General features: G+C 68.4%; 16 protein-coding genes, 1 rRNA gene and 1 riboswitch. Of the genes, 13 read left to right on the top strand and 4 right to left on the bottom strand.

Annotated features, from left to right (window positions below; all coding sequences use genetic code 11):
• Nucleotides 1-166 precede the first annotated feature (166 nt).
• The 11 genes from rrf (at nucleotide 167) to ACIBK0_RS17310 (ending at nucleotide 10,688) form a co-directional block, all read left to right on the top strand.
• A 5S ribosomal RNA gene (rrf, locus tag ACIBK0_RS17360) occupies nucleotides 167-283 on the top strand.
• Nucleotides 284-449: 166 nt separating this feature from the next.
• Nucleotides 450-1,058 (top strand): CDP-alcohol phosphatidyltransferase family protein, encoded by a 609-nt coding sequence (locus tag ACIBK0_RS17355; protein WP_399080414.1) that lies wholly within the window; start codon nucleotides 450-452, stop codon nucleotides 1,056-1,058.
• A 113-nt stretch (nucleotides 1,059-1,171) separates the two neighbouring features.
• Nucleotides 1,172-3,667, top strand: coding sequence for a sugar phosphate nucleotidyltransferase (locus ACIBK0_RS17350; RefSeq protein WP_399080412.1), 2,496 nt, complete (start codon nucleotides 1,172-1,174; stop codon nucleotides 3,665-3,667).
• A gap of 98 nt (nucleotides 3,668-3,765) precedes the next feature.
• Nucleotides 3,766-4,668, top strand: a complete 903-nt coding sequence (locus ACIBK0_RS17345) for a DUF881 domain-containing protein (protein WP_399080409.1) — start codon at nucleotides 3,766-3,768, stop codon at nucleotides 4,666-4,668.
• The gene (locus tag ACIBK0_RS17340; RefSeq protein WP_003988855.1) at nucleotides 4,665-4,997 is read left to right on the top strand and encodes a small basic family protein; all 333 of its coding nucleotides are present in this window, start codon (nucleotides 4,665-4,667) and stop codon (nucleotides 4,995-4,997) included. The genes ACIBK0_RS17345 and ACIBK0_RS17340 overlap by 4 nt, the downstream gene beginning before the upstream one ends.
• Before the next feature lie 5 nt (nucleotides 4,998-5,002).
• Nucleotides 5,003-5,881 (top strand): DUF881 domain-containing protein, encoded by an 879-nt coding sequence (locus ACIBK0_RS17335; protein WP_399080407.1) that lies wholly within the window; start codon nucleotides 5,003-5,005, stop codon nucleotides 5,879-5,881.
• Nucleotides 5,882-5,942: 61 nt separating this feature from the next.
• Nucleotides 5,943-6,902: an FHA domain-containing protein gene (locus ACIBK0_RS17330; RefSeq protein ID WP_399080405.1), complete on the top strand. Its 960-nt coding sequence runs from the start codon at nucleotides 5,943-5,945 to the stop codon at nucleotides 6,900-6,902.
• Nucleotides 6,903-6,944: 42 nt separating this feature from the next.
• The gene (locus ACIBK0_RS17325) at nucleotides 6,945-7,700 is read left to right on the top strand and encodes a MerR family transcriptional regulator (RefSeq protein ID WP_399080403.1); all 756 of its coding nucleotides are present in this window, start codon (nucleotides 6,945-6,947) and stop codon (nucleotides 7,698-7,700) included.
• A gap of 86 nt (nucleotides 7,701-7,786) precedes the next feature.
• A complete protein-coding gene (locus ACIBK0_RS17320) occupies nucleotides 7,787-8,260 on the top strand; it encodes a bifunctional nuclease family protein (RefSeq protein WP_006123076.1) in 474 nt (157 codons plus the stop codon).
• A gap of 214 nt (nucleotides 8,261-8,474) precedes the next feature.
• Nucleotides 8,475-9,110 (top strand): MerR family transcriptional regulator, encoded by a 636-nt coding sequence (locus ACIBK0_RS17315; protein WP_399080401.1) that lies wholly within the window; start codon nucleotides 8,475-8,477, stop codon nucleotides 9,108-9,110.
• 102 nt (nucleotides 9,111-9,212) lie between these two features.
• Complete coding sequence (locus tag ACIBK0_RS17310; RefSeq protein WP_399080399.1) at nucleotides 9,213-10,688, top strand: DNA polymerase IV; 1,476 nt, start codon at nucleotides 9,213-9,215, stop codon at nucleotides 10,686-10,688.
• Here the strand turns inward: ACIBK0_RS17310 and ACIBK0_RS17305 are convergent.
• Complete coding sequence (locus ACIBK0_RS17305) at nucleotides 10,610-10,981, bottom strand: PRC-barrel domain-containing protein (protein ID WP_399080397.1); 372 nt, start codon at nucleotides 10,979-10,981, stop codon at nucleotides 10,610-10,612. The two genes, ACIBK0_RS17310 and ACIBK0_RS17305, sit on opposite strands and share 79 nt — an antisense overlap.
• Before the next feature lie 114 nt (nucleotides 10,982-11,095).
• Nucleotides 11,096-11,191: riboswitch (glycine riboswitch) on the top strand.
• A gap of 177 nt (nucleotides 11,192-11,368) precedes the next feature.
• On the opposite strand from ACIBK0_RS17305, the gene gcvP reads away from it, so the two are divergent.
• Entirely contained in the window at nucleotides 11,369-14,254 is a 2,886-nt protein-coding gene (gene gcvP, locus ACIBK0_RS17300) for an aminomethyl-transferring glycine dehydrogenase (RefSeq protein ID WP_399080395.1), read from the top strand.
• Between the two features lie 138 nt (nucleotides 14,255-14,392).
• Here gcvP and ACIBK0_RS17295 read toward each other — a convergent pair whose 3' ends face one another.
• Both ACIBK0_RS17295 and ACIBK0_RS17290 read right to left on the bottom strand, forming a co-directional pair.
• Entirely contained in the window at nucleotides 14,393-14,599 is a 207-nt protein-coding gene (locus ACIBK0_RS17295; protein ID WP_189184557.1) for a DUF5999 family protein, read from the bottom strand.
• A gap of 362 nt (nucleotides 14,600-14,961) precedes the next feature.
• Nucleotides 14,962-15,558 (bottom strand): hypothetical protein, encoded by a 597-nt coding sequence (locus tag ACIBK0_RS17290; protein WP_399080392.1) that lies wholly within the window; start codon nucleotides 15,556-15,558, stop codon nucleotides 14,962-14,964.
• 547 nt (nucleotides 15,559-16,105) lie between these two features.
• Between ACIBK0_RS17290 and ACIBK0_RS17285 the strand changes: the two genes are divergently transcribed.
• A complete protein-coding gene (locus tag ACIBK0_RS17285; protein ID WP_399080390.1) occupies nucleotides 16,106-17,623 on the top strand; it encodes a glutamate--cysteine ligase in 1,518 nt (505 codons plus the stop codon).
• 44 nt (nucleotides 17,624-17,667) lie between these two features.
• Here ACIBK0_RS17285 and ACIBK0_RS17280 read toward each other — a convergent pair whose 3' ends face one another.
• Nucleotides 17,668-19,431 (bottom strand): substrate-binding and VWA domain-containing protein, encoded by a 1,764-nt coding sequence (locus ACIBK0_RS17280; protein ID WP_399080387.1) that lies wholly within the window; start codon nucleotides 19,429-19,431, stop codon nucleotides 17,668-17,670.
• Nucleotides 19,432-19,597: the final 166 nt, after the last annotated feature.

Raw genomic sequence — 19,597 nt, 5'->3', positions numbered from 1 at the left:
GTTGATAGGCCAGATCTGGAAGGCGGGTAACCGCTGGAGGTGACTGGTACTAATAGGCCGAGGGCTTGTCCTCAGTTGCTCGCGTCCACTGTGTTGGTTCTGAAACCACGAACAACCCCATGCCCCGGGGCCACCGGGCATGGTGCGGTTGACAGTTTCATAGTGTTTCGGTGGTCATAGCGTGAGGGAAACGCCCGGTTACATTCCGAACCCGGAAGCTAAGCCTTACAGCGCCGATGGTACTGCAGGGGGGACCCTGTGGGAGAGTAGGACGCCGCCGAACTAATTGTAGAGCTCCGGCTCTTGGGCATATTGCCCAAGGGCCGGAGCTTTTTTGTTTCCCGAGGAGTTGTCCGATGGCGTCTCCACGACCCCTCCGCTCCACCGCGTATGGGCTGCGGGTAAGGTCAGGGGGCATCGTTGGCTCGTTTCCCACAGGAGGCCCCCGGGTGGAGGTCCAGGAGACCCATGTCCAGACGGACCGGGTGCTCACCATCCCGAACATCCTCAGCATGGCGCGCCTTGTCGGCGTACCCATCTTCCTGTGGCTCATCCTCAGGCCGGAGTTCGGCGGTCCCAAGAGTGACGGTTGGGCGCTGCTTGTGCTCATGCTGAGCGGTATCAGCGACTATCTGGACGGGAAGCTCGCCCGCCGCTGGAACCAGATCAGTAGCCTCGGCCGGCTGCTCGACCCTGCGGCCGACCGGCTTTACATTCTTTCGACCCTGGTGGGGCTGACCTGGCGGGAGATTCTCCCGCTCTGGTTGACCGCTGTACTTTTGGCGCGCGAGCTGGTTCTGCTGGTGATGGTGGGCATCCTCAGGCGCCACGGCTATCCGCCGCCTCAGGTCAACTTCCTTGGCAAGGCTGCCACGTTCAACCTGATGTACGCCTTCCCGTTGCTACTGCTCAGTGACGGAAGTGGATGGATCGCGTCACTCGCTGCTATTTTCGGATGGGCGTTCGCCGGATGGGGTACAACGCTGTACTGGTGGGCAGGGATCCTCTACGTGGTTCAGGTCCGCCGTCTTGTCCGGGCGGACACCATGGCCGATTGAGCTCGCCGATAGCGGGCTGTAGTGGCTCGTTGGCCCGCGGACGAAAAGTGCGGGACAATCTGGACGGGTGAAGTCGGCTAGACCGTCGTCTCTTCAAGGAGGACGCTTCCGACATGAAGGCCGTCGTGATGGCCGGAGGCGAAGGCACACGCCTTCGTCCCATGACCTCAAGCATGCCCAAGCCGCTCCTGCCGGTGGTGAACCGCCCGATCATGGAGCACGTGCTCAGGCTGCTCAAAAGGCATGGGCTCAACGAGACCGTCGTTACTGTCCAGTTCTTGGCATCACTGGTCAAGAACTACTTCGGTGATGGCGAAGAGCTCGGTATGGAGCTCACCTATGCCAATGAGGAGAAGCCACTCGGTACCGCCGGGAGTGTCAAGAACGCCGAGGAGGCGCTGAAGGACGACGCCTTCCTCGTCATCTCCGGCGATGCTCTGACCGACTTCGATCTCACCGACCTCATTAATTTCCACAAGGAAAAGGGCGCGCTCGTCACCGTCTGTCTGACGCGTGTACCGAACCCCCTCGAATTCGGCATCACCATCGTGGACGAAGAGGGCAAGGTCGAGCGCTTCCTGGAGAAGCCGACCTGGGGTCAGGTCTTCTCGGACACCGTGAACACGGGTATCTACGTCATGGAGCCCGAGGTCTTCGACTATGTCGAGGCCGATGTCTCCGTCGACTGGTCCGGCGATGTCTTCCCTCAGCTGATGAAGGAAGGCAAGCCGATCTACGGCTATGTCGCCGAGGGCTACTGGGAGGACGTCGGTACGCACGAGAGCTATGTGAAGGCGCAGGCCGATGTCCTGGAGGGCAAGGTCGACGTCGAGATCGACGGCTTCGAGATCTCCCCGGGCGTATGGGTCGCCGAGGGCGCGGAAGTACACCCCGACGCGGTACTGCGCGGACCGCTCTACATCGGGGACTACGCCAAGGTCGAGGCGAACACCGAAATCCGAGAGCACACCGTTGTGGGCTCGAATGTCGTCGTCAAGAGCGGCGCATTCCTGCACAGGGCCGTTGTGCACGACAACGTGTACATCGGTCAGCACAGCAATCTGCGCGGCTGCGTCATCGGGAAGAACACCGACATCATGCGGGCCGCGCGGATCGAGGACGGAGCCGTCATCGGCGACGAATGCCTCGTCGGCGAAGAATCGATCATCCAGGGCAACGTACGCGTCTACCCGTTCAAGACCATCGAGGCCGGCGCCTTCGTCAACACCTCGGTGATCTGGGAGTCGCGAGGCCAGGCGCATCTCTTCGGCGCCCGAGGCGTGTCCGGCATCCTGAACGTGGAGATCACCCCGGAGCTGGCCGTGCGTCTCGCGGGAGCGTACGCGACGACCTTGAAGAAGGGCTCCACCGTCACCACGGCCCGTGACCACTCCCGAGGCGCCCGCGCGCTGAAGCGGGCGGTCATCTCGGCGCTGCAGGCCAGCGCCATCGACGTACGCGACCTGGAGAACGTACCGCTGCCGGTGGCCCGGCAGCAGACTGCCAGGGGCAGTGCGGGCGGGATCATGATCCGGACGACGCCCGGTGTTCCGGACTCCGTCGACATCATGTTCTTCGACGGAGCGGGAGCGGACCTGTCGCAGGCTGGGCAGCGGAAGCTGGACCGTGTCTTCGCGCGGCAGGAGTACCGGCGTGCGTTCCCCGGTGAGATCGGGGATCTGCACTTCCCGTCCAGCGTCTTCGACTCGTACACAGGGTCGCTGCTGAGGAATGTCGACACCAGCGGTATCGCGGAATCCGGGCTCAAGGTGGTCGTGGACGCCTCGAACGGCAGCGCCGGCCTCGTCCTGCCCAGCTTGCTGGGCAAGCTCGGGGTCGACTCGCTGACCATCAACCCGGGTCTCGACGAATCGCGGCCTACGGAGACGGCGGACACCCGGCGGGCCGGTCTGGTGCGGCTGGGCGAGATCGTGGCGTCCGCGCGGGCGGCGTTCGGGGTGCGCTTCGACCCGGTGGGTGAGCGGCTCTCGCTCGTCGACGAGAAGGGGCGGATCGTCGAGGACGACCGGGCCCTGCTCGTCATGCTCGACCTGGTGGCCGCGGAGCGGCGCAGTGGGCGGGTGGCGCTGCCGGTGACCACCACGCGGATCGCCGAGCAGGTGGCGGCGTACCACGGCACGCAGGTGGAGTGGACGACCACGTCTCCCGATGATCTGACGCGGGTCGGGCGCGAAGAGTCGACGATCTTCGGGGGCGACGGGCGCGGTGGCTTCATCATTCCGGAGTTCAGCGGCGTGTTCGACGGCGCGGCCGCCTTCGTACGACTCATCGGGCTGGTGGCGCGGACGCAGCTCACCCTCAGCCAGATCGACGCGCGGATTCCGCGGGCGCACGTCCTCAAGCGCGATCTCGCGACTCCCTGGGCCGTCAAGGGACTTGTGATGCGTCGGGTCGTGGAAGAGGCCGGAGACCGCTTCGTGGACACGACCGACGGTGTACGGGTCGTGGAGACGGACGGGCGCTGGGTGATGGTGCTCCCGGACCCCGCCGAGGCCGTCACGCATCTGTGGGCCGAAGGGCCCGACGACGAGTCCGCGGAGGCACTGCTCGACGAGTGGGCGGCCGTGGTGGACAGCGCCGGTCGCTGAAACACCCAGCACGCGCGCGTGCCGGACAAGTGCCCCCAAGGGGGCCTGTCCGGCACGCCGGTGGGGCCATTCGGAGGTAGCGCCCGCGACGTGCGACGATGTGCGGCATGCCGCAGCAGCCCCCCATTCGGAGCAGCGCTCCGCGCCCCTCGCGCCCGGACGCCTCCATGTCGCTGCTCACCAACGTCATGGACCACAGCCTCGACGACGGATATGCCGAGGTCGCTGCCCGTAAGAAGGCCGAGGGCGGCGGTGGGATGCCGAAGACGGTGCGGGCGAAGTTCGGTCTGGCCGCCGGTCTGGTGCTCGCGGCCCTTGTGGTGACGGTAGGGGCGGCGAACGCACGGATCGCGGCCCCGGTCGTCGCCAAGGAGCGCCAGGAGCTCATCGACCGCATCGAGCGTGAGACCACGGCCGCCGACAAGCTCGAGGGCAATGTCGACACTCTGCGTGCCGATGTGAACGCGCGGCAGCGCGAGGCGCTGAAGAAGAGCGGCGGTGGGCAGGTCGACCTGGTGAGCATTCTGTCGGGCGCCACCGATGTGCACGGCCCCGGCGTGAAGCTCGTCGTGAACGACGCCAAGGAAGCCAGCACGGGTGGCAACGGCAATCCGCGGGAGACCTCCGGGTTCTCCGACACGGGACGCGTGCGCGACCGTGACATGCAGCGCGTCGTCAACGGGCTCTGGGAGTCGGGCGCCGAGGCCATCGCGATCAACGGACAGCGGCTGACGGCCCTGTCGGCGATCAGGGCCGCGGGTGACGCGATACTGGTCGACAACAAGCCGCTGGTGCCCCCGTACACGGTGCTCGCGGTGGGGGACGGCGAGCGGCTCAGCACCAGGTTCCAGAACAGTGCCGACGGCCTGTATCTGCACGCCCTGCAAGAGAACTTCGGCATCCGGACCAGCATCTCCGTCGAGGACGACATCCGGTTGTCCGCCGCACCAAGTGTGATCGTACGTACAGCACAGCCGAGCACAGAGAAGGGCACATCGTGATCGCCGTACTGGGCCTCGTCGTGGGAGTCGTGGCTGGATTGTTGGTCCGGCCCGAGGTTCCGGCGGTCGTCGAGCCTTACCTTCCGATCGCCGTGGTGGCGGCGTTGGACGCCGTGTTCGGAGGCCTGCGCGCGATGCTCGACGGCATCTTCGACGACAAGGTCTTCGTGGTGTCGTTCCTGTCGAACGTGGTCGTGGCCGCGTTGATCGTCTTCCTGGGCGACAAGTTGGGCGTGGGCGCCCAGCTCTCCACGGGTGTCGTGGTCGTCCTCGGTATCCGGATCTTCTCCAATGCCGCGGCGATCCGCCGGCACGTCTTCCGGGCGTGAGGCCGATGAGCAATGAGGAAGAGAGCCCTCAGCCCTCGCAGACCCCCCGGCCGGCCGAGACGCCGGAGAACCGGCTGCGCAAGGAGTTGCCCGACGAGGTGCCCGCGGCGGCTCCCGAGAGTTCCGAGCAGGGCAATGGCGAAGAGGATGCCGCACCGTCGCTGACCGGCCGGCAGCGACTTGTGAAGGGTCTGTGGCCGCCGCGTGTGACACGCGCGCAACTCATCGTCGCCGTGCTGTTGTTCGGCCTCGGCTTCGGCCTGGCCGTCCAGGTCGCCTCCAACAGTGACAGCGGCAGTGCCCTGCGCGGTGCACGTCAGGAAGATCTCGTACGCATCCTCGATGAACTCGACAACCGAACTCAGCGTCTTGAGGACGAGAAGCAGGGTCTCGAAGATCAGCGTACCGAGCTGGAGAACAGCTCGGACCAGGCCGAGGAGGCTCGCAAGCAGACGGTCGAGAAGGAGAAGCAACTCGGCATTCTGGCGGGCACCGTGGCTGCGCAGGGACCCGGCATCACCCTGACGATCGACGACACGAAGGGGACGGTCAAGGCGGACATGCTGCTCGACGCGATCCAGGAGCTGCGCGCGGCCGGCGCGGAAGCGATCCAGGTGAACGGCGTACGCGTAGTCGCCAGCACATACCTGACGGACTCCGGAAGCGGAGTGAAGGTCGACGGGAACCAGATCACCCAGCCCTATCGTTTCAAGGTCATCGGCAAACCGCAGGATCTGGAACCGGCGCTGAACATCCCCGGAGGCGTGGTGCAGACAATGGAGAAGGAGCAGGCCACCGTTACGGTGGACCGCTCGACGAAGATCGTTGTAGACGCCTTGCGACCGGCGAAGCGGCCTGACTACGCTCGGTCGTCCTCCCAGTGAGCCGCGGTCGCATGGCGGGCGTCAGGCGAGGACATGAGGTTGCGGGGGGTCGGCGCACCGAATGGGTGGTGCGTGGTGGAAACTGTCTGGTGGATACGGACGTTGTGAGGATGTCCGGGTCGACCGGTGTGTTCAATCAGGGTTCGTCCTGCCCCACGGGCGGGTCTGTTTCGGTCAAGGGGAATCGCCCGTGAAGTTGTTTGCGAAGTTGTTCGGCAAGAGCGCGCGAGAGGGCAGCGGTGACAATGCGACTGCCCGCCACCGCGCACCGCGCCATGGAGACGTGGAGGGCCAGGGCGGCGACCGCCCGCTGTTCCGGGACCAGGTCGGTGACATTTCCGGTGGTCAGGGCGCGCCGTCTGTTGACCCTGCCCAGTCCGGCCGCATAGGTTTCGGGGATCCGTCGACCTCAAGTACGGGTAGAGGGTTTACCCCGGACCCGTACGCGTCCCATGCCCCTGGTGGGCAGCCGCGGCAGGAGGATCCGTCCATGTCGGCCCTGGTGTGTACGAGGTGCGGTAACCGCAACGCGGAGAACAGCCGCTTCTGCTCCAACTGCGGTGCGCCGCTGCGGGGCGGCGCGGAGCGTCCGTCCGAGACGACGTCCACGATCTCCATTTCGGGTCTTGAGGCCTATGACGCCGAGGTGACGGGCCAGACGCCCTCGCCGATGCTCTCCCCGGAGGCGCAGGCGGCCGTCGACGCGCTGCCGCTCGGCTCGGCGCTCCTGGTGGTGCGCCGTGGCCCGAATTCGGGCAGCCGCTTCCTGCTGGACGGCGAGCTGACCACGGCCGGGCGTCATCCGCAGAGCGACATCTTCCTGGACGACGTGACGGTGTCGCGCCGCCATGTGGAGTTCCGCCGCGTCGCGGACGGCTCGTTCACGGTGGCCGACGTCGGCAGCCTGAACGGCACGTATGTCAACCGCGAGCGGATCGACCAGGTCGCTCTGTCGAACGGTGACGAGGTGCAGATCGGCAAGTACCGGCTGGTCTTCTACGCGAGCCAGCGGGGCATCTGACCGTCCCCCGGGCTCCGTCCGGGGGGACCCCCAGGAAGGTCCATGCTTCAAAGACCGAGCGGCGGTGCCGGCAGCGGTACCGCCGCCGCGGACAGTGGGCTGATGAGCATCGGCGTGGTGCTGAATGTGCTGCGCGACGAGTTCCCCGAAGTCACCATCTCCAAGATCAGGTTCCTGGAGTCGGAGGGGCTCATCGAGCCGCAGCGAACCCCCTCGGGGTATCGCAAGTTCAGCGCGAACGACGTCGAGCGCCTCGGTCACGTCCTGAGGATGCAGCGGGACCACTACCTGCCGCTGAAGGTGATTCGCGAGCACCTGGACGCTTTGGAGCGGGGTGAGCCGGTCCGGCTGCCGTCGGTGGGGCGTCAGCGCGACTCCGGCGACGGTGAGTCGCTCGGTGACCTCTTCGGAGAGCCCGAGGTGCCCACGGCGGCGCGCGTGGGCCGTGCCGAGCTGCTGGCCGCCGCGGAGATCGGCGAGCAGGAACTCGAGGAGTGGGAGTCGTACGGGCTGATCGCACCGCTGTCGGACGGTGCGTACGACGCCGAGGCGGTGACCGTTGCCGCGCTCGTCGTCGAGCTGGGGAGGTTCGGGATCGAGCCGCGCCATCTGCGCGCGATGAAGGCCGCTGCCGACCGCGATGCGGGCCTTGTGGACCAGGTGGTGGCCCCGCTGCGCCGCCATCGCAATCCGCAGACCAGGGCGCACGCGGAGGCCCGTACGAAGGAGCTGGCGGGGCTCACGGTGAAACTGCACGCGGCGCTGGTGCAGACCGCGCTCGGAGTGCGACTTCCCTGATCCGGGGCGCGCGCCCAGGCTGTGGATCGTCCACCCGTTCTGTGCCCGACTACCCAAACGTCCCGGGCACGGCCTAGGGTTGCTGTGTGAACGAGCTCGATGTCGTAGGTGTCCGGGTCGAAATGCCCTCCAACCAACCGATCGTGCTTCTGCGTGAAGTGGGAGGCGACCGCTACCTCCCCATCTGGATCGGACCGGGGGAGGCGACGGCGATCGCCTTCGCCCAGCAGGGCATGGCCCCCGCGCGACCGCTGACCCACGACCTGTTCAAGGACGTGCTGGAGGCCGTCGGCCAGGAGCTCACCGAAGTGCGCATCACGGACCTGCGTGAGGGCGTCTTCTATGCGGAATTGGTGTTCGCCAGCGGGGTCGAGGTGAGCGCGCGGCCGTCGGACGCCATAGCGCTGGCGCTGCGCACCGGGACGCCGATCTACGGCAGCGACGGGGTGCTCGACGACGCCGGCATCGCAATCCCGGACGAGCAGGAGGACGAGGTGGAGAAGTTCCGCGAGTTCCTCGACCAGATCTCGCCCGAGGACTTCGGCACCAACAGCCAGTGACGACCTGAAGCGTCAGCGCGCTCCGGGCGGCATTTGCCTGCGGCCAGTGTGGTGCGCCGCGGTCCGCTCCGAGAGCATTCGGCTAGCCTTTCCCCGCGGTGGGGCACGGGAAACCACTCCTAGGGTGATTATCACTCGGCGTGCCGAGTGTGGCGATCGTTGACGCACCCCTGGTGACTGCCTACCGTCGAGAGGGTCAAGGACGGAGGTCGGCGTGAGTAGCAGCGGCGACGGTACGGCTGGGGGTGCCCCCGGACGCGGTCCGGGGGAGAGCGGCCCGTACCCGCTTCACGGCAGCGCGGCCGATCATGTTCCGCGGCGGCCGACGGCAGTGCCCGGCGAGGCAGGGGCGGTTCCCGAGGAAATCGGCTACCGCGGTCCCACGGCGTGCGCCGCCGCGGGCATCACCTACCGGCAGCTCGACTACTGGGCGCGGACCGGTCTGGTCGAGCCGAGTGTGCGGCCCGCCTACGGGTCCGGCACGCAGCGCCTCTACAGCTTCCGGGACGTGGTCGTCCTGAAGATCGTCAAGCGGTTCCTCGATACCGGGGTGTCGCTGCAGAACATTCGCACCACCGTCCAGCACCTCAGGGAGCGCGGCTTCCGGGACCTGGAGCGGATGACGCTGATGAGCGACGGCGCGACGGTCTACGAGTGCACGTCCCCCGATGACGTCCACGCCCTGCTCCAGGGTGGCCAGGGGGTCTTCGGTATCGCCGTGGGTGTGGTGTGGCGGGACGTCGAGAGCGCGCTCTCGCAGCTGCACGGAGAGCGCGTGGACACGGGTGAGACGCTCGTCGGACACCACCCCGCGGACGAGCTGGCGCGACGGCGCAACCGGGCCGTCTGAGGCCCGGGCGTGGCGGCAGGGGAGTCGTCCGGGGCCGGGAGAGGGGCACGGGGCGCGGGCCGACCGGGGGCATTGTCAGTGGCGTAGGGCAGCATCGGAGATGTGAGAACCGCGCCCACGATCCTGCATCTCGACATGGATGCCTTCTTCGCCTCGGCGGAGCAGGCATCCAAGCCGAGCCTGCGCGGGAAAGCGGTCGTCGTGGGCGGGCTCGGGCCGCGCGGAGTCGTCGCCACCGCCTCGTACGAGGCCCGCGTCTTCGGAGTGCACTCGGCGATGCCCATGGCCCAGGCGCGCCGGCTCGCGCCGAACGCCGCGTATCTGGTGCCGCGCTTCGGGCTCTACCGCGAGGTCAGCGAGCAGGTCATGGGACTGCTGCGGGGCCTTTCGCCGCTCGTGGAACCGCTGAGCCTGGACGAGGCCTTCGTGGACCTCGAAGCGGGGGGAACGGCCTGGGACGAAGGCTCGGCGCGGCTGGCAGGGGTCAAGCTGCGCGCGGACATCCGGGCCGTCACGGGGCTCACGGGATCTGTGGGGCTCGCCGCTTCCAAGATGCTCGCGAAGATCGCCTCGGAACAGGCCAAGCCCGACGGTCTGGTCGTGATAGAGCCGGGGACCGAGCGGGCGCTGCTGGGGCCGATGTCGGTGCGTACGCTGCCGGGCGTGGGGCCCGCGACCGGGGACCATCTGCGGCGTGCCGGGATCACCACCGTCGACGAGATCGCCGAGGCGGGCGAGGACGAGCTCGTACGGCTCCTGGGGAAGGCGCATGGGCACGCGCTGTACGCGATGGCGTTGGCCCACGACGAGCGGCCCGTGGTGGCCGAGCGGGAGACCAAGTCGGTGTCGGTCGAGGACACGTACGACGTGGACATCCATGACCGGGTGCGGGTCGGCCTGGAGGTGCAGCGGCTCGCCGACCGGTGTGTGCGGCGGCTCCGTGGGGCGGGGCTGTCGGGGCGGACCATCGTCCTGAAGGTGCGCAGGTACGACTTCTCGACGCTGACCCGGTCCGAGACGCTGCGGGGGCCCACGGACGATTCGACGGTCGTGCGGGAGGCCGCCGCGCGGCTTTTGGAGGCGGTGGACACGACCGGTGGCGTACGACTGCTGGGTGTGGGCGTGACCGGGCTCGCCGACTACACGCAGGAGGACCTGTTCGCGCAGGCGCATGCGCAGGCGCAGGCCGCCGTGGGGGAGCCGGCGGTCCAGGAGCATTCCGCGGAGGAGACGCCGCAGGAGTCCTCCGAGGAGCATGTGCCACCCGCCGAGCGGAGGTGGCCTGCGGGGCACGACGTGCGGCATGCCGAGTTCGGGCACGGATGGGTGCAGGGCAGCGGCCTCGGGCGGGTCACCGTGCGGTTCGAGACGCCGTACTCCGAGCCCGGGCGCGTACGGACGTTCCGGACCGACGATCCGGAGCTGGAGCCGGCGGAACCGCTGCCTCTGGTGGAACGAAGACCGGGGGATCCGGAGCCCCGGGTTGCGGACCCCGGACCTCAGGCGTCCTCCGTGCCCGCGAGTCGGCCGAAGTCGCGGTCCGGCGGGGGCGGAGCGGGCGCCACGTCGAGACCGTAGTGGTGGTAGAGCTGGAGTTCCTGCTCGGGAGAGAGGTGGCGTCCGACGCCGAAGTCGGGGGCGTCCTTGATCAGGGCTCGGTCGAAGGGGATGCGAAGGGCGCCCTCGACGAGTTCACTGGGCTCCAGGGGCACGAAGGCGTCCCTGCTGAACAGGCCTGTGCGTATGGCCGCCCACTCCGGGATCCCGGTCGCGTCGTCGAGGTAGACCTCGTCGATCGTGCCGATCTTGGTGCCATTGCGGTCGAACGCCTTGCGGCCGATCAGGTTGCGCGGATCGATGTCGGTCTGCACGGTCCCTCCTCTTGGTCGCAACTCATCCGTAAGCACTACAAAAGAGCACATTCAGGAAGGCGGCCACTCGAAGGTTCGGCTCTTGTCCTCGCTGGTAGGCTGGCAGGCGGCTGCTGACCCCGTGCGGGAGAGTCCTCCATGCTTCATCGGAGGCGCCGAAGGAGCAAATCCTCCCCGGAATCTCTCAGGCTCACGTACCGCACGGACGAGGTCACTCTGGAAAGCAGGGCGGGCGTCGATGGCCTCCGCTCTCACCGACGGTGAAAACCGGGTCGTCAGCGGACGGTCCGGTGAAACTCTCAGGTTGAGATGACAGAGGGGGAGGCCGTCGGGGTGCCCGTGCCGGGGTGCCCCTCGAAGGTCGCGTCAGACCAGGAGGCCTCCGCAATGACCGCCCATCGCATCCCGCTCTCCGAGCTCGAACAGGGAATCCCCTTCGAGCAGCGCCACATCGGGCCCGACTCCGAGGCACGGGCCAAGATGCTCGCGCACGTCGGGTACGGCTCGCTCGACGAGCTGACGGCCGCCGCGGTCCCGGACGTCATCAAGAACGCCGACGCCCTCGACCTGCCGGGCGCGCGCACCGAGGCCGAGGTGCTGGCCGAGCTGCGCTCCCTCGCGGACCGCAACCAGGTGCTCGACTCGATGGTCGGCCTCGGCTACTACGGCACGTTCACGCCGCCGGTGATCCTGCGCAACGTCATGGAGAACCCGGCCTGGTACACCGCGTACACGCCGTACCAGCCGGAGATCTCGCAGGGCCGTCTCGAGGCGCTGCTGAACTTCCAGACCGTGGTCGCCGAGCTGACCGGGCTGCCGACCTCCGGCGCCTCGCTGCTCGACGAGGGCACCGCCGCCGCCGAGGCGATGGCACTGTCCCGGCGCATGGGCAAGAACAAGAAGGGTCTGTTCCTGGTCGACGCGGACGCCCTGCCGCAGACCATCGCCGTCATCGAGACCCGCGCCGAGCCGACCGGCGTCGAGGTCGTCGTGGCGGACCTCAGCGAGGGCATCCCCGCCGAGATCGCCGAGCGCGAGATCAACGGCGTAATGATCCAGTACCCGGGCGCCTCCGGTGCCGTACGCGACCTCAAGCCGATCATCGAGCAGGCGCACGAGCTGGGCGCGGTCGTCACCGTCGCCGCCGACCTGCTCGCCCTGACCCTGCTCACCTCGCCCGGCGAGTTCGGCGCCGACATCGCGGTCGGTACGACACAGCGCTTCGGTGTGCCGATGGGCTTCGGCGGGCCGCACGCCGGATACATGGCGGTGCGCGAGACCTTCGCGCGCAGCCTTCCGGGGCGACTGGTCGGCGTGTCCGTCGACGCGGACGGGCACAAGGCGTACCGCCTGGCCCTGCAGACGCGTGAGCAGCACATCCGCCGCGAGAAGGCGACCAGCAACATCTGTACGGCTCAGGTGCTGCTCGCGGTGATGGCCGGTATGTACGCCGTCTACCACGGTCCTGAGGGCCTGACGACCATCGCGAAGCGTACGCACCGGTACGCCACGATCCTCGCCGCGGGTCTGACGGCGGGCGGGGTCGAGGTCGTGCACGGCGCGTACTTCGACACGCTGACCGTGCGGGTGCCGGGCAAGGCCGCCGACGCCGTCGCCGCCGCGCGCGAGGGCGGTGTCAACCTCCACCTCGTGGACGCCGACCACGTGTCGATCGCCTGCGACGAGACCACCACGCGCAAGCAACTGGCCGCCGTATGGACCGCGTTCGGCGTCGAGGGCGACATCGAGGCGCTGGACGTGACGGCGCAGGACACGCTGCCGGCCGAGCTGCTGCGCACCGACGGCTACCTCGCCCACCCGGTCTTCCACCAGCACCGCTCCGAGACCGCGATGCTGCGCTACCTGCGCAAGCTCTCCGACCGCGACTACGCGCTCGACCGCGGCATGATCCCGCTGGGCTCCTGCACGATGAAGCTCAACGCGACCACGGAGATGGAGCCGGTCACCTGGCCCGAGTTCGGCCAGATGCACCCCTTCGCGCCCGCCGAGCAGGCGCAGGGCTACCTCACGCTCATCCGTGAGCTGGAGGAGCGGCTCGCCGAGGTCACGGGCTACGACAAGGTCTCGCTCCAGCCCAACGCCGGCTCGCAGGGCGAGCTGGCCGGTCTGCTGGCCGTGCGTGGCTACCACCGCGCCAACGGCGACGCGCAGCGCACCGTCTGTCTCATCCCGTCCTCCGCGCACGGCACGAACGCCGCGAGCGCCGTGATGGCCGGCATGAAGGTCGTGGTCGTCAAGACCTCGGACGACGGCGAGATCGACGTCGAGGACCTGCGCGCCAAGATCGAGCAGTACCGCGACGAGCTGGCGGTGCTGATGATCACCTACCCCTCGACGCACGGTGTGTTCGAGGAGCATGTCGCCGACATCTGCGCGCAGGTGCACGAGGCCGGCGGTCAGGTCTACGTCGACGGCGCCAACCTCAACGCGCTGGTGGGCCTCGCCAAGCCGGGCCACTTCGGCGGTGACGTCTCGCACCTCAACCTGCACAAGACGTTCTGCATCCCGCACGGCGGCGGCGGTCCGGGCGTCGGCCCGGTCGGAGTGCGCGCGCACCTGGCGCCCTATCTGCCGAACCACCCGCTGCAGCCCGCGGCGGGTCCCGACACCGGTGTCGGCCCGATCTCGGCCGCTCCCTGGGGCTCCGCGGGCATCCTGCCGATCTCGTGGGCGTACGTCCGGCTCATGGGCGGCGAGGGCCTCAAGCGGGCCACGCAGGTGGCGGTGCTGTCCGCCAACTACATCGCCAAGCGCCTGGAGCCGCACTACCCGGTGCTCTACACCGGTCCGGGCGGGCTCGTCGCGCACGAGTGCATCATCGACCTGCGCCCGCTGACCAAAGCGACCGGCGTCACTGTCGACGACATCGCCAAGCGCCTGATCGACTACGGGTTCCACGCGCCGACGATGTCGTTCCCGGTGGCCGGCACGCTGATGATCGAGCCGACCGAGTCCGAGGACCTGGGCGAGCTCGACCGGTTCTGCGACGCGATGATCGCGATCCGCGCGGAGATCGAAAAGGTCGGCTCGGGCGAGTGGGCGGCGGAGGACAACCCGCTGCGGGGTGCGCCGCACACGGCCGCCGCGCTCGGCGGGGACTGGGAGCACGCTTACACGCGTGAGGAGGCCGTCTTCCCGGCCGGCGTCTCGGCCGCGGACAAGTACTGGCCGCCGGTGCGCCGCATCGACCAGGCATACGGCGACCGGAACCTTGTCTGCTCCTGCCCGCCGCTGGACGCCTACGAGGACTGATCAGCGCTCGGAACTTGGACGCCTACGGGGAGTAATCACCCTCGGACATGCGTCGGGGCCGGTTCGGAGAATTACGTCTCCGGGCCGGCCCCTCTTATGTCTGGGTGGCTTGCTGGTGAGGCCACCCGGTTGTGCGGCTCAGGCGGCCGTCATCACGTGTTCGCTGCCCATGGGGCGGTGCGGGGCGATGATCTGGCCGTCCGGCAGGAGCTCACCGGTGTCCTCGAAGAGCAGAACGCCGTTGCACAGCAGGCTCCATCCCTGCTCCGGGTGGTGCGCCACGAGACGGGCGGACTCCCGGTCGGCTGATTCGGCTGACGGACACGGTGGCTGGTGCTGGCACATGGATGGGATCTTTCGCTGGGTTGAGATGTGAGTGATGGCTGTGGTGTCTGTCCCGCGGCTTGATGTGTTCATGGCCGCCCCCCGTTGGTGTGTGGTCTGGGACCCAGTGTTGCCCTACGGGCGTCAATCCGCAGGGATTTCGCGGCACCGCTTCTCACAGGTTGATGACGCATCACCCGTGCGGTCGGTTCATTCCAACTGCACTGTCCCTTCGGGTGGTTCGAGGTGGCCGAATGGGGCTAGTCCGGTCGGGGTGAGCGGGCGTTTTCCCTCGTACGAGCGGGGTGCAGCGCTAACGAGCAACGTGCCCCGCGGCCGAATAGAACGGCGGCGGGGCACGGATGTTTCGCTGGTGCGGGGACTTATGCGGGGACCTCCGCGGGGGGGCCCAGCAGCGGGGCGCGCGTGACCCGGAGGGTGAGGACCGGCAGCAGTTCGGCGACGCGGTGCGGGCGGTGCGCGGCGATGCCGGGCGGGGCGGGTGCCAGCGGTACCAGGAGGTCGGTGGCGGCCGGATGGCCGGTGGCGCCGTCCGCGGCGCAGTCGCCGTGCAGCCAGAGCGTGAGCATGTAGAGCTCGGGCACCGACAACAGGCGCGCCTGGTATGGCTGCTGCATGGACTCGGCCTGGCGAAGGGCACGTTCGGTGGCGGTGATGTACGGGCCCTCGAAAAAGCGCGAGAAGGCCCAGCCGTCGGGGGTCAGCATGGTGTCGGCAGCGGCCACCGAGCGGTCCCCGCTGCGGATCAGGAAACGCCACCCCGCGAGCCGGGTGGCGGAGGCGCCCGCGGGAGTGATCCGGTCCAGGACGTGCACCGGCAGCGGGAGTTCGGGCGTGACGGGTCCCTGGGCCAGGCGCAGGGACGGAGTGCGCGCCTCGCGGACAGCGGTGGGGGAACCGAGTGCCGTGAGGACGGTGCGCAGGGCGGGCGCGGGAGCCGGGGGTACGTGCAGCGGCATGGTGGGTCGCCTCTCATTCGACAGGCACAGTGGCGCGAGGGCGGGGGCGGACGGCGCTGTCAGCTCTCGGGGTCAGAAGGGCGGGCAGGTCTGGATCTGCCAACAGGGTGTCGCCTGCCGTACGCCACCTTGACGACGGGACCTAGGACCGCGAGCGCCAACTCTCTGCCTCGTTTGCGGAGTTTATACGACACGTGTTCAGACGGTGTTTCGTCTAGCCGTCCCGAATATGAAGAGCAAGGCACTATTCAGTCGGCGAAACGCGAAGTTGATCCCGATTCTGTGGAGGCGTGCCGCGATGACCTCGGAATGCTTCGCCGAAGCGGTCGGCCGATTCTCGTCGGCGTTTTTCACGAGATCATGTCGGGCTGAAACATGCACATTGCATCATGCCCGGTGAATGTGCCGCGGGTTACCCGGGTACAGGGTAGCGGGCGGAGGGTGGGTCCAGGGCGTTATCGATCGCGTTGCCTGGGCATCATCCCCCGTGACCCGGGACGCCAGAGGGCCGGAGCATCGGCCTGCCCATCCGAGGAGGGACACTTCGATGGGGGAGAAGGTCGTGGCAGGGCCGTTCGACCTGTCCGATCGGCAGCGCTACCGCGGCAAGCTCCGGCAGTGTCTGACGGGGCTGGAGCGGCTGCTGGAGGAGAAGAGGTTCGATCGTCCACAGAATCTCATGGGCCTGGAGATCGAGCTGAATCTCGCGGGACCCGACGGCATGCCGAGAATGATGAATGCGCAAGTGCTCGAAAGGATTGCGAGCCGCGATTTCCAAACAGAACTCGCCATGTTCAACCTGGAAGTCAACATAGCCCCCCATCGATTGGGTGGGCGGGTATTCGACCGGCTCGCCGAGGAACTGCGCACCTCGCTCGGGTATGCCCATCGGAAAGCGAGCGAGGTCGACGCCGGAATCGTGATGATCGGCATCCTGCCGACCCTCGGTCAGAACGACCTGGTCTCCTCGAACCTGTCGGACGTGGACCGTTACACCCTGCTCAACGACCAGATCGTGGCCGCCCGAGGCGAGGATTTCGCCCTCGACATCGACGGTGTGGAGCGCCTCGTCTGTACGTCGAGGTCCATCGCGCCCGAAGCAGCCTGTACCTCCGTGCAGTTGCACCTCCAGGTCACCCCGGGCCGTTTCGCGGACGTGTGGAACGCGGCGCAGGCGGTGGCCGCCGCTCAGATCGCGGTGGGCGCCAACTCGCCGTTCCTGTTCGGTCGTGAGCTGTGGCGCGAATCGCGGCCCCCCTTGTTCCAGCAGTCCACCGACACCCGGCCGCCAGAGCTGCAGGCGCAGGGGGTCAGGCCGCGCACCTGGTTCGGCGAGCGGTGGATCTCGTCGGCGTACGACCTCTTCGCGGAGAACCTGCGCTTCTTCCCTCCCTTGCTGCCCATCTGCGACGACGAGGACCCACTCGCCGTCCTTGACGCGGGAGACATCCCCAAGCTCGCCGAACTCGTGCTGCACAACGGCACGGTGTACCGGTGGAACCGGCCGGTGTATGGCATCGCCGACGGCGTCCCGCATCTGCGCGTCGAGAACCGGGTGCTGCCCGCGGGCCCCACCGTCACTGACGTCATCGCGAACGCGGCCTTCTACTACGGGCTCGTCCGCGCGCTGGCCGAGGAGGCACGGCCCGTGTGGACGCGGCTGTCGTTCGAGTCCGCCGCCGCCAACTTCGACGCCGCCTGCCGCCATGGCATCGAGGCGCGGCTGGAGTGGCCGCGGCGCGGCCGGTACGGCGGGACCGGGCGGGTGGACGCCGTGAACCTGGTGCGCGACGAGCTGCTGCCGCTCGCCGCCGCCGGCCTGGACGCGTGGGGTGTCGAGGCCGCCGACCGGGACTTCTACCTGGGCGTCATCGAGGACCGGTGCCGATTGCGTGTGAATGGCGCGAGCTGGCAGGCGGCCACCTTCCACCGAGCCTTGGAGAAGGGGCTCGGGCGGGATGCCGCGCTGGCCGCGACGACCCGGCGGTACGGCGAGTTGATGCACCTCGGGGAGCCCGTGCACACCTGGCCGGTGGGGCTGCCGGAGCCGGTTCCGCTCGGGTGAGGGCGTCCGCACGGGCGTCGGCCCCGGTCCGCCTCCCCGCGGCGTCAGCTCTGACTGCCCGCCTCCACGATTGCCTTGAGGATCACCGAGTGGATCTGTGACGGGTCGTTGACCTGGTGGCCCGAGCCGCCGGTGGCCTTGGCGATCTGGTCCACCTCCTCCTTGTCGGCGTCCGGGCCCACCGCGATCGCGATCAGCGGCACCGGGCGCTGCGGGTCGGTGAGTTTCTGCAGCTGGGAGACGAGGCTGGAGCGCGAGATGCTGCCCGGGTCCTGGTTGACACCGTCGGTGAGGACGACCAGCGCGTTGAACTTCCCCTTCACAAAGGAGGAGATGGCCGCCTGGTACGCGGCCAGCGTGGTGTCGTACAGGCCCGTCGCCCCTCTCGGGACGGGCTCCAAGGAGCTGAAGGCCGCCGACAGTTTGTCCTTCTGGGTGCCGGTGCCCTTGCGGTCGCCGAGGCGTTCCGTCGGCACGAGCACGCGGTAGTCCTTGTCGCCGTCGAGCTTCGTGGAGAACTTCCACAGCCCTATCTCGTCCTCGGGCGTGAAGGTGGCCAGGGCCTGGAGCAGGGATGCCTTGGTGACGTCCATACGGGACTGGTCGGTTCCCGGTACCGGCTCGGACATGGACGCGGAGGCGTCGACGACCGTGGTGATCCGGGCGCTCTGCACCGTGATCGTCCACATGCCGAGGGCCTCCTGGAGAGCCTTCGCCGAAGCGGGTTCGGCCGAGCCCTGGGCGTACGGCTGCGGGGAGCGACCGCCTGCCTCCGTGACCAGCGCGTCCGAGGCGGTCGCGGCGTCCGTGCGGAAGCCGTGCTTCCGCAGGATCTTCTGCGGCTCCGACTCGCCCAGCAGCGTCATGAAGCGCAGGGCGGCGCGACTCTGGTCGGTACTCAGCCGTGGCTCGTCGACCAGCGTGAACGGGTAGTCGAGCTGGGGCGATCCGTCCTTGGGGTAGAAGAGGTCGAGCCCGTCGCCGCCGTCGGCCGAGGCATTGTGTGTGAACGCCGCCTGCTCGGAGAGGATCAGCGCCTGGTTGCGCTTCGGGTTGCCCTGCTCGGGGCCGGAGGAGTCGCGGGGGAGTGTGTCCAGGACCTGGCTGTCGCTGTCGGAGGTGCGCTGCGAGAGGGTCTTCGCCATGGCGGCCGCCTGGGTGTCACCGCCCTTGGTCCGCGCCGCCGCACTGCTGAGCTGCGTCAGCGCGAGCAGGCCGGTCGCGCTGCGCGTCGGATCGGCCGCCCCGAGCTTCAGCCGATCGCTCGTCATCGTCGCGCCGGCCAACTCGGTCCAGGTGTAAGTCTTCTCGGGCCACCCCAGGGACTTCGCGGCCGACGGGACCATGGCGACGCCGACCGGTGAGTACGCGACGTTGCCCGCGTTGGTCACCTCGATCGCCGTGCTGTCCGCGCTCACGCGCTGCACCCACAGGTCGGAGTCCGGCACCCACACCTGAACGTCCGACGACTTGCCCGACCGCAGCGCGTCGGTGAACTTGTACGACTCGCGCGCGGTCACGCTGACGTCGAGGCAACGGCCGTCGGAGGTGATGTTGTTCTTGCGGGCGTGATCGGCGGTGGTCCTGAGGGCGGGCGCCACGTCCGGCGACGCGGCGACCTCGAGGTGCACGGCGTCGTCCTGGCAGGAGCCGCCGAAGGAGAGCAGGCCACCGCGGACGGCGGCCGCCGTGCCCGCCGCGACCGTGAGCACGAGCACCGTCGCGATGGCCACGTTGCGGCGGCGCACCCGAGGTCGGGGGTCGACTACGCCCGCCCGGTACTCGTCGGGCAAGCTGTGACGTCCCATGACGGTAGTGCCCCTCCCTGTTGAGCCTTGAGCCGTAAGACAGCCGTAAGGCAGACAAAGGGGAGGTACGCCCCGTACGGCGCCCGTCCCCCCAACGGCCTGTCGCGCACGATCTTCGTAACTTCTTTCGAGACCCTAGCGGGGCGAAGATGGGGATGAGGCGGGA

The organism is Streptomyces sp. NPDC050564, assembly GCF_044457265.1.
Lineage (GTDB): Bacteria > Actinomycetota > Actinomycetes > Streptomycetales > Streptomycetaceae > Streptomyces.
This window is presented reverse-complemented; position numbering and strand designations above follow the sequence as displayed.

Bases quoted from the DNA above. Each gene is read 5' to 3' on its own strand.
- ACIBK0_RS17330 (WP_399080405.1), top strand. From the start codon at position 5,943: ATGGGTGGTGCGTGGTGGAAACTGTCTGGTGGATACGGACGTTGTGAG.
- ACIBK0_RS17350 (WP_399080412.1), top strand. From the start codon at position 1,172: ATGAAGGCCGTCGTGATGGCCGGAGGCGAAGGCACACGCCTTCGTCCC.
- ACIBK0_RS17325 (WP_399080403.1), top strand. From the start codon at position 6,945: ATGCTTCAAAGACCGAGCGGCGGTGCCGGCAGCGGTACCGCCGCCGCG.
- ACIBK0_RS17285 (WP_399080390.1), top strand. From the start codon at position 16,106: ATGGGGGAGAAGGTCGTGGCAGGGCCGTTCGACCTGTCCGATCGGCAG.
- ACIBK0_RS17295 (WP_189184557.1), bottom strand. From the start codon at position 14,599: ATGTGCCAGCACCAGCCACCGTGTCCGTCAGCCGAATCAGCCGACCGG.
- ACIBK0_RS17335 (WP_399080407.1), top strand. From the start codon at position 5,003: ATGAGCAATGAGGAAGAGAGCCCTCAGCCCTCGCAGACCCCCCGGCCG.
- ACIBK0_RS17280 (WP_399080387.1), bottom strand. From the start codon at position 19,431: ATGGGACGTCACAGCTTGCCCGACGAGTACCGGGCGGGCGTAGTCGAC.
- ACIBK0_RS17290 (WP_399080392.1), bottom strand. From the start codon at position 15,558: ATGCCGCTGCACGTACCCCCGGCTCCCGCGCCCGCCCTGCGCACCGTC.
- gcvP (WP_399080395.1), top strand. From the start codon at position 11,369: ATGACCGCCCATCGCATCCCGCTCTCCGAGCTCGAACAGGGAATCCCC.
- ACIBK0_RS17345 (WP_399080409.1), top strand. From the start codon at position 3,766: ATGTGCGGCATGCCGCAGCAGCCCCCCATTCGGAGCAGCGCTCCGCGC.